Raw genomic sequence first — 13,985 nt, forward strand, 5'->3', positions numbered from 1 at the left:
GGAGGTTGCCAGATGGCAGAACGGTAATTGTTATCAGAAAATGTATCGTCCAAAGGCAAGGTTTTGGGTTCTTTGCCTACAAGTATTTTGGTTTCTATATCAAAACTAAAAGGGGGGCAAGTACAAAACTGATATTCAAAACATCGATATGTACGATAAACGGTAATTGTTTGTCTTGTTCATAATCGTCATCGTGTGGATGGTTTTCCAGATGGTTCCCGGCGTAATGAACTTCCAAAAATTGCAAAACAGTAACCTCCGGATTTTTTTCTTTGTGATCGAAATAATGCTCTATAAGTATAGGAAACTTCAATAACTGACCTAATTCAGTTGTCGAAATTAAATACACAGTCAATAATAATATTGAAAACATTTTTTTCACTTAACAAAGTTAATAAAAAAGTCTGCTCTCTTTTATAAGACGCTGTAATTTAAAATATTTCAAAATAAATGATTTAAAAATTCAATATTATCCCTCCTGTATCAAATGCTGTAAATTCGGGTCGTTCTTTATACGCTCCATTTCACTTTCCACGATATGAACAATGTCTAATTTTATCTGACGATAATTGTTCTCAATATCCCGTTTCATATTATCTTCTCCGCTTTCATCGACAAAGGATAAAATTTCCGGTATCTTCTGATATGCTTTGGTTTCGGCAGCAACCTTTTCATTATCGACAACAATTTCAGCGTGAAATATCTTTTGCTCGATGCGTTCGTCGAAGTTATCGGAAACAGAACCGACAAACATACCCTGTGTAAGTGTGCTGATTTTTGAAGCTGGTATCAAGCTGTCTAACTGTGTAGAAATTGAGGTCGATTTATCATTTCTATTGATTGTCATACTCTGCCGTTTTTGTAATACTTTTCCGAAACGTTCTGAAAGAGATTTAGCAGTTTCGCCAACCACCTGACCACTAAAAATATTACCCACGGTATTTTGTATAACCTTTGCTTCTTTATCACCATAGTCTCTTATTAATTGGGAAAAATCCTGAAAACCCAAACAAACCGCAACTTTATTACTACGAGCAGTTGCGATAAGATTGTCCAATCCCCGGAAGTAAATTGTGGGTAACTCATCTATGATAACAGAACTTTTTAATTGTCCTTTTTTGTTGATGAGCTTTACAATTCTTGAATTGTATAAGCCCAATGCAGCCGAGTAAATATTTTGTCTGTCGGGATTGTTACCGACACAAAGTATTTTAGGCTCATTGGGGTTGTTGATGTCTAATGAAAAGTCGTCGCCTGTCATAACCCAATACAGTTGCGGACTAATCATTCTTGATAATGGAATTTTGGCTGATGCAATTTGTCCCTGAAGCTGGTCTTGTGCACCGCCTTGCCACGCATCGAGGAAAGGAGATAAATAATTCTCCAATTCATAATAAGAAGTCAAAATCGTAAATACGTCCGAATACTTTTTATTAACGCGTTGTGCTATTGAACGCTGAGTTGAGTAATAAAATAAAATATGTATATAGTTATGAAATAAAAAATGTTGTGCAGTCGTATTGGTAAGTAACGACAAATACCTCAACGATTTATGCACAACATTAGGACGAATTTCAGGAAATTATATAGCATTTGCAAAGAGCTCTTTGAAAAGGAAGTAAACAGTCGGAACAATTTTCAGTTCTATCCGGTTTCACCGAAGATGAACGATTTACAGATCGTTGCACTTTCTTGTTGTATGGAAGCATTGAGCATTGATTCCGAAAATTTACTTTGGAGTAAGCTGAAAACCGATTATGCAGATCAGTTTACCACCCTGATTGATCGGAGCCGATTTAATCGCCGTCGCAAAAGGCTGTCAGAGAAGACCGAACGGGTGCAGCACCATGTAAGTCAGCATTTGGATCACCTAAGCAGTACTATGATTGTGGACAGCGTGCCGATTCCGGTTATTAAAATGGTACGGGAACGATCCTTTAGATCTTTCAAACATGATTTTGAAACTGCCCCGGCTAAAGGATATAGCGCTGTGAACAGAAGCTGGTTTATTGGTTATAAACTCCATGTCGTTATTTATGACAATGGAGCTATCCAGCAAGCAGGCATCACCAAAGCCAATGTGCATGACATCAATTTCCTGAAAGAAATTGATAGTCTGCCGGCAAAGAAATCACTATTGGGCGACCGGGCATATATCTCCCAAACGGTTCAGATGGACTTATTCGACCAATACCAGGTTAAGCTAAAGGTGCCCAACAGGAGAAATCAGCATGATTACAGGAAATATCCAAAGAAAAACAGATCGAAGCGGCAAATGGTGGAAACAGTGTTTTCACAATTGTGCGACCATCTGAACATCAGAAGAAACTACGCCAAATCATTTGTAGGTTTAGCCACCAGATTAACTTCCAAGCTATCGGCTACGTCTTTACTCCAGTTCATCAATTTCAAAAATGGACTCAAAATCTCAAAGATCAAACACGCACTGGCGTTTTAATAGCACAACACGTTTTGGTTTATACAAAAGAACCTTCCTTATTGAATATACTGTTAGATGAAGTGAATTATCCGACCGAAAGCCTGGTTCAGCTGGAGGGTGGTGACAGCGGCGGGGTAGTGCATCGCCAGGCGCGAACTATCGCGGTGAAGGACAGAACATTTTCAGGTAAGCGAGATAAAAAGCATAATGTCAGTATGGAGCTGAAAGGGTTGTATTTGCATAATGATTTATTTTATATGCAGATAGAACTGAGTAATAAATCTAATATTAGTTTTACCCTAGATCAGTTCCGCATTTTCGTCCAAGATAAGCGGACGGCAAAGCGCACGGCTTCGCAGCAGGTCGAGATTAACCCCATTCACGTTGAAGGTGATTTGGGGTATATCCCAGCGAATGCTACACAGACGGCTGTGTATGTGCTCCAAAAATTTAATATCCCAGACAAAAAGCTCCTTCATTTGCAGGTGATGGAAAAGGATGGAGGCAGACATCTGCATTTGAAGCTTCGCAACAAGGATTTATTGAAGGGTAGAAGGCCCTAAATTTTAAACTTAAAAGCAAGAGAGATGGAGAACAGAAATCGCTCGTACAACAGGAGGGTGTTGGAGGAAATTGGGATCGGTTCATTGGTGATAGAGCAGGTTCTCAAAGAAATGGACAAAAAGCAGCCAATGTTCACGAAGAACATTTACACAAAGGTTGATGAAGGTATTTTAAACCGAAAATTGAATTTTTCGCAGTATGAGGAGGGGTCTGAGAATTACCGTTTTAATTACTACCATACCGCTTTGGTGAATAAGGATACCGGATTTATGAAGGAGACTTTGGTGTATATCAATAAAAGCAACAATCTTCGACAAGATGAGCTAATAAAACTGTTAAAGGGGGAGCAATTGAGCGTGATATCTGCGGAAAGAACGGTGTCTACCACGGTTGGCAGGCTATTGATACGGAAGAGGACAAGTATGGCTACCCGATTCTCCGTTCGTACAACGAAAATTTCGGGTATGATCTGAGCGCTATTTTTTCAAAGTGCAAACTGATGGAAATGGGAGATGAGCGTTGGCGACTGGATGCTGAACAGAAGATGCGAAATGGTGAGTCAGTACTCGCGACTGCTGAGATCGATGGCAAAATTGTCCCCGTAATCATACGCCCGTTTGTGCGATTCAAGACACTACATTTTACGCACCTGAACGGCGTGGAGCTGACCAAGGATCAGCGCTTGCAGATCCTGGCTCCGGAGGACAAAAAACTGGATCAAACCCAGAATCAGGGTAAGGAGGAGAGTGAGTCAAAGAAAAATGATAAATCGAACGAAAAAGCCCAAGAGGTTAGTAGGTAGGTAAGTGAAGCAAGGGGGCCGTACTGGCCCTTTTGTTATTTCGTATAAAATCAAAGTGTGGTATGGATAGGGGGGCGGTTTTGATCAGTTTTTTTGAAAGGATTTTGCGCGATCCGCGGATTTCCGCAACACATATCAGTGTCTATTCGGTATTGTTCAGCTTGTGGCAGTCATCCGGGACAGATACTATTAGCATAACCAGTCACCAGGTGATGGCAATGGCAAAGATCAGTACAGGTAATACCTACCACCGGTGCATCCGTGACCTGGCTGCGTTTGGGTATATTATTTATGAGCCATCCTATAACCGGTTTGTAGGGAGTAAGGTGCGGTTGGTGGAAATTGAAAGCGAAGGGGCATGAAGAATAAAACTGGAAATGGTTCGGCTGCGACCAAATGTGTGCAAATGGAGCCGATTGAATCACGTAACGAAGAGGAGAAATTGTTGAATTTGCTTGCCCGTATCTTGGCGGAGTTTGTGCTAAGCGGGAATGGAAGATTCCCAGAAGAGTTGGAGAAAGTGAAGACGCAATATCGACACAAAGGTTCCTCATAATTCGTGCTTTACGGCTTTATCTGAAAAAAAAATGGTATATTTGAATGTCATTTTACATGATCGATCATGCCCATATCGTGGCTAAATCTTGAATCTTTCCCTAAACAATGTTTTCTCTTGCGCAGTAATGAAAACTTTTTTCAAAGTTTTTAAACATATTTATTATGAACAATTTGGCATTCGGTTACCTTCGTCTATCTGGGAAAGATCAGTCTAAGGAGTCTTTGGAATATCAGGAGCGTAACATCCGTTTTTATTGTCAGCGGTATCACTTAGATCTCGTAGGAATTTATACCGATAACGGGCAGTCTAGTGCAACATTTGATAGACCCAATTATAAGCAACTGGAGGGTTATTTAAAACAGCATAAAGGGAAGATCCGATATCTTATTGTTATGGATCATGACCGTTTCAGCAGAAGCTTAACTCAGGCACTTTTGAAGATTGAAGAATTGGAAGAAAAATTTGGTATCAAGGTTCTGTCTTGTAAAGAAGCATTGGATATTGATACAAAAGATCCAATGACTTTTGTGCAACGGGCCTTCGAATACTTGATGGCAAATCAAGAACTTTTACGTATACGAAAGAGAACGATGGACGGCACTAGGCAAGCGCATTTGTCAGGAAGATACGTAAACGCTGCACCCTATGGCTACAAAAAACTTGCTTCTGAACTTCTACCAGATAAAAAAGTGATGTTGTTTCCTGACGACGGAAAAGCTTTGCACGTCCAAATGATCTTCGAACTCTATCTTTCGGGGCACCCCCTACACTATGTCCACAAACTGGGTTTGATTTATATACCGAAAACGAAATTTGCTACGGAACAATATATTAAAGGAATTCATCAGCCTTTGGTAACTGAATTCGACTTTTGGACTGTACAGGAAGCATTGGGAAATATAAAGAAGCCAAAATGTCAACCTGCAGAACGCTTTCCGTTGAGAGGGGCGTTAAAATGTTGGTGTGGACAGCATATGACTGCGGGATTTTCCAAAGGAAAAACTAAGTATTATCTCTATTATCGGTGTATTCACCATACCGAAACTAATATACCAGGTGACGTTATACATGAAAAGTTTGAACAACTTTTAATGAATTTAAGTTTCTCCGAGACTCAGTTGACCAAAATAATGGAGCGCGTCGAGGCAATCGTCCAGCACTCTCGAGCGACGTCGGCAACGGTTTTGACCGCTCATAAGAAGTCTTTAGCGGAAATTAACAAGAAACTGGAAAAACTAGAGCGACGGTTAATGGACGACATAATTGATGACGAGAGCTATAAAAAGTGGCATAAAAAGTTTACGAAGGATAGAGCGGTAATAGAGGAAGAAATAAAAGCTGTCAGTGTGTCGCAATCTGAATTTCCGATGGAAACGTTAAAGTCAGCCGTTCCACTGATAAAAAACCTTCGTGATCTTTACAAATTGGCGGCACAAGCAGATCGCCAAACATTAATTTCTGCGGTGTTCAAAGGAAAATTGGTGTATAAAGATGGGGAGTTTAGAACACCCTGTATTAATCCCATTTTTGAAGAAAAAGCATTGTCAATCAACGGAAAAGGGCTCCTCGTTATTGAAGAGCCCTCTGGAATTTTTTCGGATTCCCACCGTGTACCCGGGACGGGGGTCGAACCCGTACTCGCCTTGCAGCGAACAGGATTTTAAGTCCGGCGTGTCTACCAATTCCACCACCCGGGTATCCTGTATTTGTAAATGTAATTAATCATTCACAAATATCTTTAAACAAAAATTCCAAACTGCTTTGCAACAGTTTGGAACCTCTGAAACTTGAGCGGAAGACCGGGCTCGAACCGGCCACCCCGACCTTGGCAAGGTCGTGCTCTACCAAATGAGCTACTTCCGCAGTGGTTATTTTTATAAGAACTTTTTTCGTTGGGATTGCAAAGATAGGAATAGTTTTTATTCTGCCAACTTTTTTCTCATTTTTCTGCGAATTCGTATTTGTACGCAATACGTCCAAGCAGCTCTAACCCTTTGCCATAGCAGTCTTCGCGCTGCGGTAACCCTTTCGCGTCGTAGGTGTATTTCCAGATGAGATAGTCCCCCGTTTCTACTGTCACCACCGTCATCGCCGCTACTTTTCCATCCGTTCCATACTCGAAAGAATAATCCGGCAACATTCGCTTACGCGATGGGTGATACCGCAATACATCCGTGAGCTTGCCATCGGCATCGTAGTTGTAGTAAAACCGTTGCTTCCCAGGTTCCTGCTCCTCCGTCACGTGGCCGAGGCTGTCGGTCTTGAACGCTACCACAACAGAATCTGCGCTTCCTTTAAACAGGAACATCCGGAGCAGCCTGCCGGTGCTGTCATATTGATAACGGTGCTTTTCCTGTAGCCGGTACTTGTCTTCCCGCCCGCGCACCCCGGATTCCACTTCCTGCAGCAACCCGTTTTCCGTGTACCGGTATTGCACGGTAGCGATGGTATGCTCGGTACTGTCGACCGTCCGGGTCAGCCGTCCGCTGGCGCTGAAGGTGCTCGTCAATACCGATCGCCCGCTGTTGCGGCTCTGCGTCACCGCTTTGAGCTGGCGGTAGGGCGCCTGCGTCGTGCGCACGCACACGAAATCATTGTCCGTTTCCTGGTTGGCGTCCAGCGAACGAACCACCTGCCCGGTCACTTTGTTGGCTTTGAACTGCGCCATGGTGGCGGCGGTTTGGCGGGTGCTGATGATGTCCTGGTAATAATGCTGCCCCCGGGCGGCGCCCAAGGCCAGGGTAAGGCATATGGTAGTAACGATGCGCATATCTCGATAATGGTGTTCGCAAATGTACAAACGTTCCGGGCTTTGCAAAACGTATGTGGTCCCAATAAATTCGAAATTAGTTATATTTATTCTGCATTAACCTCACTCATCGACATTGAAAACGCAACACCTCCGGCAGGAGAAGACCTGCCTCAACTGCGGGCACCCCTTGCCGGACGGGTTCTGCGGCCATGGCGGCCAGGAGAACGTGGAAACCGGGGAGTCCTTCGGGCACCTGGTCAACCATTTTTTCCAGGATATCACTTGCTACGATTCCAAATTCCTCACCACCCTCAAATTCCTGTTCTTTTACCCAGGCCTCCTGACCCGGGAATATATCGCCGGCAAAAGAATGTCGTACGTCAACCCCGTCCGGCTGTACGTGTTCACGTCGTTCGTATTTTTCCTCATGATGGGCATTTCGGCGCCGCAGCACGACCCGTACGACCGCCGGCAACAAGGCTCCTTCCCCCGGCTGATGGATTCCCTCGTTTTTCCTGCTGATCATTTTCGCGGTGATATAGCAGTAAGGCACATACGGCGCGGGGCGTTTCTTGCAATTCAATAACGGGGGAAAGCGCATTTTGGCTATCTTTACCCCGCCTTAACCTGTCTTCAGTCATATCGTGAAAACACAGCATCTCCGGCAGGATAAAACCTGTCTTAACTGCGGGCACGAAGTGCCGGAACGTTTCTGTACCCATTGCGGCCAGGAAAACGTGGATACCAAAGAGTCTTTCGGGCACCTGGTCAGCCATTTCTTTCAGGATATCACCCATTATGATTCCAAGCTGCTCCTGACGCTGAAATACCTCTTTTTCTACCCCGGACGGCTCACCAGGGAATACATCGCCGGCAAAAGGATGACTTTCGTGAATCCCATCCGGCTGTATGTATTTACTTCGTTCCTGTTCTTTTTGCTCGCCGCCATCACCGCCGGCAATCATCATGACCCATACGCACGCGAAAGCGAAACGGAAGTGGCCAAACAGAAGGCGACGTTCAGCGGTATGCGCAGCACCGCCGAAAAAATCCGGGAAAAACTGGCGGAAGGAAGGGTTGCCCCGGAAGATACCGCCAATGCCATCAGCGGCGCGAATGTGCTGGATCTTATCGCCGAGGACTCCCTCCAAAATTCGGCGCATGTATACGACTCCCTGCAGCAAACGCTTCCGGCCGAACAGCAGGACAGCTGGATACAACGCAAGGCGCTCATCCGGCTCCTGGAGATGCGGGATAAATACGGGGCGAATATGGGTTATGTGCTGGAGGAGAAATTCCTCCACAATTACCCCAAACTTTTCTTTCTCCTGTTGCCTTTCTTTGCCTTATTGCTGAAATGGTTCTATCGCAAGAGAAAGGACCTGGTATATGGCGATCATGCCATTTTCTCTATCCACACCCACACGCTGGTGTTCATGATCGGCATCCTCGCCATGCTGATCGGCTTGCCGTTCCATGGTTTTGCCTATTACGGCTGGCTGGCGCTGCTGGTATTCCTATACCTGGTGCTCTCGATCCGGAACACGTATCGCGTTTCTTTCGGGTCGGCGCTGGGAACTTCCCTGGGCGTGGTGCTGGGATATGCCATTGGCACGTTGATCGTATTGATATTGTTTACATTGCTTATTTTTGTTTTCACTTAATAAGCCAAAATCATACACCAATGACCCCCGAATTCATCATCGTAACGCCGCAGGCCCGGCCCTATATCGCGCACGTTCAACTGAACCGGCCCAAAGAGCTCAACGCGCTCAACCTCCAGCTCATGCAGGAGCTCCGCGATGCGCTCCAGCAACTGGATGCCGACGAAAACGTGCGCTGCATCGTGCTCAGCGGCAACGATAAGGCCTTCGCCGCGGGAGCCGATATTAAACAGATGGCGGGCCGCACGGCGGTGGATATGTACAATATCGACCAGTTCACGATCTGGGACGGGATTAAAAAAATCCGCAAGCCCATCATCGCCGCTGTGAGCGGCTTCGCCTTGGGCGGCGGTTGCGAACTGGCCATGCTCTGCGATATGATCGTAGCCAGCGAAACGGCGAAATTCGGCCAGCCCGAAATCAAAATCGGCGTGATGCCCGGCGCCGGCGGCACCCAGCGCCTCACCCGCGCAGTAGGCAAAGCCCTCGCCATGGAAATGGTGCTCACCGGCCGGTTCATCTCCGCCGGAGAAGCCCTCGCAGCAGGCTTAATTAACCGCATCGCACCCGTGGAGCTCTTCCTGGAAGATGCTTTCCGCCTCGCGGCCGATGTGGCCAGACAAAGCCCGCTGGCCGTGAAAGTGGCCAAGGAATCCGTGCTCCGCGCGTTCGACAGTACCCTGGAAGAAGGCCTGCACTTCGAAAGAAAGAATTTTTACCTCCTCTTCGCGTCGGAAGACCAGAAAGAGGGCATGAAGGCTTTCATGGAAAAAAGAGAGCCCGTGTTCACCGGCAAATAACCATATAAAAGCAAACGCGTATGCAAGTGCAACCTTTTGAAAAGTTACTGGAAAACAACAAGGAATGGGCCGCCAGAATGGTGGCGGAAGATAAAGACTTCTTCCACCGCCTGCAGGATCAGCAAGCCCCCAAATTCCTGTGGATCGGTTGCTCCGACAGCCGCGTTCCGGCCGACCGTATCACCAATACCCAACCCGGTGAGATCTTCGTTCACCGGAATATCGCCAACATGGTGGTGCATACCGACATGAACCTGCTTTCCGTACTCGAATACGCCGTGAAAGTCCTTGAAGTGGAACATATCCTCGTGGTAGGCCACTACGGCTGCGGCGGGGTGAGGGCAGCCATGGGAAACCAGAACCTCGGCATCATCAATCCCTGGCTGAAACACATAAAAGACGTATACCGTTTTCATAAAGACGAAATCGACGCGCTCGAAACTACCGATCAACAGGTGGACCGCCTCACCGAACTGAACGTGAAAGAGCAGGTGATGAACCTCGCAAAAACAATCACCGTCCAGGAAGCATGGCACAAACACAAACGGCCTTATCTGCACGGATGGGTATACGGCCTGAGCGATGGGCTCATCAACCCCGTGTTTGACATGGAGCCCGGCCAGCACATCGATCCGCTCTACGAATACAAACTGTAAAGCCGAGACATATGAAATACGGTATCATCCTGCTGGCTACCCTCGCGGTTGCCTGTCAAACCCGGCAGCAACCGGATACGGAATCGAGCCAGCCAGATTCTGTGGTCATGACCCCGACTGACACCATGATTACCATTACCGACACGGCCGTTGTGCCCGCACTCGTGGAATCATGGAAAACCTTTGAGCAATACAACGGGAAATATGCCGCGGATGTAAAACTCCTGCAAAAGCAGCCGCTCAAAGAGCGCCTGAAAGCCATGTTGGGAGCGGAGGAGAAAGATTTTGCCACCCGATACGGCACCACGCCCCCTATAGAAGTCGATAACGGCATCTTATTTAACGAAGGCTGCAAACCGCACAATTGCTCCGTGGAAGAAGCGGCCATCGCCATTGATATGAAGAAAGATGTGATCTACATCGGCATCGCACGGAACAAAGTGGTGAAATTGTATGGTGAAAACGGAGATTCCGCGTATCCGGACAAGCTCCTGCAATGGATGATGAAATTCGAATCCGCCCAATAGAAAAAGCCCGGTATCGCTACCGGGCTTTTTTATGTTCTGTCAGTGTGTGATCACTTGAATTTGGACTTCAGCGCCAGCAGTTTGGCCTGGAAGTCGTTCAGCGGCTCTTCCTTCGCGGGCCTGCGTTCCCGGCGTTGTCCGCCGCCACCGCCGCCGTTGCCGGATTGGGGGGCATTGTCTTTCATGGAAAGCGAGATGCGTTTGCGCGCAATGTCAATTTCCAGCACCGTTACCGTTACTTTCTGGTTGAGTTTCACGGCTTCGTTGGGGTTGCTGATGAACTTGTTGCTGAGGTGGGAGATGTGCACCAGGCCGTCCTGCTTCACGCCGATGTCGACGAACGCGCCGAAAGCGGTGATATTGGTCACCACGCCGGGGAGCGTCATGCCGGGTTTCACGTCTTCCATCGACTTGATGCCTTCCGCATATTCGAAGATGGCGATCTCGTCGCGCGGGTCGCGGCTGGGTTTGGCGAGTTCCTTGAGGATATCTTCCACGGTGAGCTGGCCGATTTCTTCGGTGATGAATTCCTTGATATTGATTTTTTTCCGGAGATCTTCCTTACCCATCAGTTCTTCCACGCTGCATTGTTGTTTGGCGGCGATTTCTTCCACCAGTTTGTAGCGTTCGGGGTGAACGGCGGAGTTATCCAGCGGGTTGTCGCCATTTTCGATCCGGAGGAAGCCGGCGCACTGTTCGAAAGCTTTGTCGCCGAGGCGGGATACCTTCTTCAGTTCCTGGCGGTTTTTGAAAGCACCGTTTTCCTTGCGGTATTTCACGATGTTTTCCGCCAGCGAGGGGCCGAGGCCGGAAATGTAGGCGAGCAGGTGCTTGGACGCGGTGTTAAGGTTCACGCCCACGTTGTTCACGCAGCTCACCACCACGCGGTCGAGGCTTTGTTTGAGGTGGCTTTGGTTCACGTCGTGCTGGTATTGCCCTACGCCGATGGCTTTGGGATCGATTTTCACCAGTTCGGCGAGGGGATCGATGAGCCTGCGGCCGATGGATACGGCGCCGCGCACGGTTACATCGTGGTCGGGGAACTCTTCACGCGCCACTTCGGAAGCGGAATATACGGAAGCGCCGCTTTCGTTGACCATGAAAACATTCACTTTCTTCCCGAAATCGATCTTTTTGATGAACTCTTCGGTTTCGCGGCCTGCGGTGCCGTTACCTACGGCGATGGCGGCCGCGTCGTATTTCGCCACCCAGGATTTGAGCAGGTGTTCGGCGTCCTGGGCTTTGTAGTTCTTTTCGAGGGGGAACATCACGTCGTTGGCCAGGAGGTTGCCCTGGTTGTCGAGCGCTACGGTTTTGCAGCCGGTGCGGTACCCCGGGTCCACGGCGATCACGGCTTTGGGGCCGAGGGGCGCGGCGAGAAGCAGCTGGCGGAGGTTCTCGGCGAACACTTCGATCGCCTCAGTATCGGCTTTTTCCTTGGCTACCGAGCGGGATTCGTTCTCGAGCGAGGGGCGGAGCAGGCGCTTGTACGCATCGTCGGCCGCTTTGGCTACCTGCTGGCTGGCAGGGCCGTTGCCGGTCACGAACTGCTTATGTACGATGCCTTTGGCTTCTTCCTCATCCGGCGCGATGTTGCCGAAAAGGATGCCCTCGGCCTCTGCGCGGAGGATGGCCAGCACGCGGTGGGAGGGGATGGAAGTCAGATCTTCGTTGAAATCGAAGTAATCCTTGTATTTCACGCCGTCGGTTTCCTTGCCTTCAATCACTTTCGAGCTGAACTTGGCGGTATGGGTGAAGAGCTTGCGGAGTTTGTCGCGCAGCTCTGCGTTTTCGTTGATTCGTTCCGCGATGATGTCGCGCGCGCCTTTGAGGGCTTCATCGGTGCTGGCTACCTGTTCGTTGAGGAACGCCTTGGCGGCTTCATCGATATCGCCGTCCTGCTGCAGGAGGAGCATTTCGGCGAGGGGCTCCAGGCCTTTCTCGATGGCCTGCGTGGCGCGGGTCTTGCGTTTGGGTTTATAAGGAAGATAGATGTCTTCCAATTCGGCGAGCACCCAGGTGGCATTGATCTTTTCCTCCAGCTCGGGGGTGAGTTTTCCCTGTTCGCCGATGGTTTTGATAATGGTGGCCCTGCGGTCGTCCACTTCCTGGTAGCGTTTGCCCAGGTCCTCTATCTTTCCGATCTGCACCTCGTCCAGGCTGCCCGTCTGTTCTTTCCGGTATCGGCTGATGAAGGGGACGGTGGAGCCTTCAGACAAAAGGCGCATGGTATTCTCAGCCTGCCCCATCGAAATGTTCAGTTCGGCAGAAATGAGCGCCACGTGTTTCGGATTCATATCAATACGTTTTGTGATTTTTCTAAGGCCGCAAATCTAACCAAATTGGCTGTTCAACCAAGAAAAAGAAATTAACACCACCACCCGCCTTCCACCCCCGAATCCCGATTTTCCATTATTTTTCCGTTTCTTAGCAGCGGAACATTCACATTTATTGTTATGCAGCCGGACCAAGCTTTTAACAGATTATTGCAGATAATGGACGACCTGCGGGAAAAATGCCCCTGGGACAGGAAGCAAACCATGCTGTCGCTGCGGCAGCTTTCCATCGAGGAACTGTACGAACTGGCCGACGCCATTACCGACGAAGATTATAAAGGGATAAAGGAAGAACTGGGCGATCTGCTCCTTCATATCGTGTTTTACGCCAAGATCGGCTCCGAAAAGCAGCAATTCAACATTACCGACGTCATCAACGGGGTTTGCGACAAGCTCATCGCCCGGCATCCGCATATTTACGGCGACGTGAAAGTGGAAAATGAAGACGAGGTGAAGCAGAACTGGGAAAAACTGAAGATGCGGGAAGGAAAGGAATCCGTGCTGAGCGGCGTGCCCAAATCGCTGCCGGCGCTGGTAAAGGCGATGCGGCTGCAGGACAAGGCCCGCCAGGTGGGCTTCGAATGGGAAAATAAAGAACAGGTGTGGGCAAAGGTGGAAGAAGAAACGGCGGAATTGCAGGAAGCGATTGCCTTGCAAAACCCCGACCAGGTGGAAGCTGAGTTCGGCGACCTGATGTTCGCCCTCGTGAATTACAGCCGCTTTTTGGGAATTGATGCCGAAAACGCCCTGGAGCGCACGAACAAGAAATTCATCGCGCGCTTCCGCAAAATGGAAGAAATGGCCGCCGGCCAGGGCCGCAGGCTCACCGATATGAACCTTACGGAAATGGACGGCCTCTGGAATAAAATTAAGGAAGGCGAATAA

The 13,985-nt window shown here is 48.2% G+C and carries 13 protein-coding genes, 2 tRNA genes and 2 pseudogenes; 12 read left to right on the forward strand and 5 right to left on the reverse strand.

Features of this window, described 5'->3' with window-relative positions:
- Positions 1 to 469: 469 nt before the first annotated feature.
- Positions 470 to 1,429 (reverse strand): annotated as a pseudogene (locus tag WJU16_RS20965) (TraM recognition domain-containing protein); the annotation flags it as partial.
- Positions 1,430 to 1,663: 234 nt separating this feature from the next.
- Here WJU16_RS20965 and WJU16_RS20970 point away from each other — a divergent pair.
- The 6 genes and pseudogenes from WJU16_RS20970 to WJU16_RS26175 form a co-directional block, all read left to right on the forward strand.
- Positions 1,664 to 2,458, forward strand: a complete 795-nt coding sequence (locus WJU16_RS20970; protein ID WP_341835360.1) for an IS982 family transposase — start codon at positions 1,664 to 1,666, stop codon at positions 2,456 to 2,458.
- Entirely contained in the window at positions 2,458 to 3,003 is a 546-nt protein-coding gene (locus WJU16_RS20975) for a DUF4138 domain-containing protein (RefSeq protein WP_341838683.1), read from the forward strand. Before WJU16_RS20970 ends, WJU16_RS20975 begins: the two co-directional genes overlap by 1 nt.
- 24 nt (positions 3,004 to 3,027) lie before the next feature.
- The gene (locus WJU16_RS20980) at positions 3,028 to 3,477 is read left to right on the forward strand and encodes a hypothetical protein (protein WP_341835361.1); all 450 of its coding nucleotides are present in this window, start codon (positions 3,028 to 3,030) and stop codon (positions 3,475 to 3,477) included.
- A gap of 26 nt (positions 3,478 to 3,503) precedes the next feature.
- Complete coding sequence (locus tag WJU16_RS20985) at positions 3,504 to 3,806, forward strand: hypothetical protein (protein WP_341835362.1); 303 nt, start codon at positions 3,504 to 3,506, stop codon at positions 3,804 to 3,806.
- Between the two features lie 358 nt (positions 3,807 to 4,164).
- Positions 4,165 to 4,362, forward strand: coding sequence for a hypothetical protein (locus WJU16_RS20990; RefSeq protein WP_341835363.1), 198 nt, complete (start codon positions 4,165 to 4,167; stop codon positions 4,360 to 4,362).
- 164 nt (positions 4,363 to 4,526) lie between these two features.
- A pseudogene (locus WJU16_RS26175) lies at positions 4,527 to 4,982 on the forward strand (recombinase family protein); the annotation flags it as partial.
- A gap of 994 nt (positions 4,983 to 5,976) precedes the next feature.
- Here WJU16_RS26175 and WJU16_RS20995 read toward each other — a convergent pair.
- The 3 genes from WJU16_RS20995 to WJU16_RS21005 all read right to left on the reverse strand — a co-directional run bounded on the left by WJU16_RS20995 (position 5,977) and on the right by WJU16_RS21005 (position 7,135).
- A tRNA-Leu gene (locus WJU16_RS20995) sits at positions 5,977 to 6,062 on the reverse strand.
- A gap of 93 nt (positions 6,063 to 6,155) precedes the next feature.
- Positions 6,156 to 6,228: transfer RNA gene (locus WJU16_RS21000), tRNA-Gly, on the reverse strand.
- Between the two features lie 76 nt (positions 6,229 to 6,304).
- A complete protein-coding gene (locus tag WJU16_RS21005; protein ID WP_341835364.1) occupies positions 6,305 to 7,135 on the reverse strand; it encodes a hypothetical protein in 831 nt (276 codons plus the stop codon).
- A gap of 115 nt (positions 7,136 to 7,250) precedes the next feature.
- Here WJU16_RS21005 and WJU16_RS21010 point away from each other — a divergent pair, with 115 nt between their 5' ends.
- Genes WJU16_RS21010 through WJU16_RS21030 form a run of 5 tightly spaced genes read left to right on the forward strand, consistent with a single transcriptional unit; the run spans position 7,251 to position 10,764 of the window.
- Positions 7,251 to 7,703: a DUF3667 domain-containing protein gene (locus WJU16_RS21010; protein ID WP_341835365.1), complete on the forward strand. Its 453-nt coding sequence runs from the start codon at positions 7,251 to 7,253 to the stop codon at positions 7,701 to 7,703.
- Positions 7,704 to 7,761: 58 nt separating this feature from the next.
- Complete coding sequence (locus WJU16_RS21015; protein WP_341835366.1) at positions 7,762 to 8,781, forward strand: DUF3667 domain-containing protein; 1,020 nt, start codon at positions 7,762 to 7,764, stop codon at positions 8,779 to 8,781.
- A 20-nt stretch (positions 8,782 to 8,801) separates the two neighbouring features.
- A complete protein-coding gene (locus WJU16_RS21020; protein WP_341835367.1) occupies positions 8,802 to 9,581 on the forward strand; it encodes an enoyl-CoA hydratase-related protein in 780 nt (259 codons plus the stop codon).
- A 20-nt stretch (positions 9,582 to 9,601) separates the two neighbouring features.
- Positions 9,602 to 10,237, forward strand: coding sequence for a carbonate dehydratase (gene can, locus WJU16_RS21025; protein WP_341835368.1), 636 nt, complete (start codon positions 9,602 to 9,604; stop codon positions 10,235 to 10,237).
- A gap of 11 nt (positions 10,238 to 10,248) precedes the next feature.
- Complete coding sequence (locus WJU16_RS21030) at positions 10,249 to 10,764, forward strand: hypothetical protein (protein WP_341835369.1); 516 nt, start codon at positions 10,249 to 10,251, stop codon at positions 10,762 to 10,764.
- Between the two features lie 50 nt (positions 10,765 to 10,814).
- On the opposite strand, the gene WJU16_RS21035 is transcribed toward WJU16_RS21030, so the two are convergent.
- The gene (locus WJU16_RS21035; RefSeq protein ID WP_341835370.1) at positions 10,815 to 13,061 is read right to left on the reverse strand and encodes a Tex family protein; all 2,247 of its coding nucleotides are present in this window, start codon (positions 13,059 to 13,061) and stop codon (positions 10,815 to 10,817) included.
- Between the two features lie 159 nt (positions 13,062 to 13,220).
- Between WJU16_RS21035 and mazG the strand changes: the two genes are divergently transcribed.
- Positions 13,221 to 13,985, forward strand: a complete 765-nt coding sequence (gene mazG, locus WJU16_RS21040; protein ID WP_341835371.1) for a nucleoside triphosphate pyrophosphohydrolase — start codon at positions 13,221 to 13,223, stop codon at positions 13,983 to 13,985.

The organism is Chitinophaga pollutisoli (assembly GCF_038396755.1).
In the GTDB taxonomy this organism is placed as follows: domain Bacteria; phylum Bacteroidota; class Bacteroidia; order Chitinophagales; family Chitinophagaceae; genus Chitinophaga; species Chitinophaga pollutisoli.

Bases quoted from the DNA above. Each gene is read 5' to 3' on its own strand.
- WJU16_RS20970 (WP_341835360.1), top strand. From the start codon at position 1,664: ATGAACGATTTACAGATCGTTGCACTTTCTTGTTGTATGGAAGCATTG.
- WJU16_RS20980 (WP_341835361.1), top strand. From the start codon at position 3,028: ATGGAGAACAGAAATCGCTCGTACAACAGGAGGGTGTTGGAGGAAATT.
- WJU16_RS20985 (WP_341835362.1), top strand. From the start codon at position 3,504: ATGGAAATGGGAGATGAGCGTTGGCGACTGGATGCTGAACAGAAGATG.
- WJU16_RS20990 (WP_341835363.1), top strand. From the start codon at position 4,165: ATGAAGAATAAAACTGGAAATGGTTCGGCTGCGACCAAATGTGTGCAA.
- WJU16_RS21005 (WP_341835364.1), bottom strand. From the start codon at position 7,135: ATGCGCATCGTTACTACCATATGCCTTACCCTGGCCTTGGGCGCCGCC.
- WJU16_RS21020 (WP_341835367.1), top strand. From the start codon at position 8,802: ATGACCCCCGAATTCATCATCGTAACGCCGCAGGCCCGGCCCTATATC.
- can (WP_341835368.1), top strand. From the start codon at position 9,602: ATGCAAGTGCAACCTTTTGAAAAGTTACTGGAAAACAACAAGGAATGG.
- WJU16_RS21030 (WP_341835369.1), top strand. From the start codon at position 10,249: ATGAAATACGGTATCATCCTGCTGGCTACCCTCGCGGTTGCCTGTCAA.
- WJU16_RS21035 (WP_341835370.1), bottom strand. From the start codon at position 13,061: ATGAATCCGAAACACGTGGCGCTCATTTCTGCCGAACTGAACATTTCG.
- mazG (WP_341835371.1), top strand. From the start codon at position 13,221: ATGCAGCCGGACCAAGCTTTTAACAGATTATTGCAGATAATGGACGAC.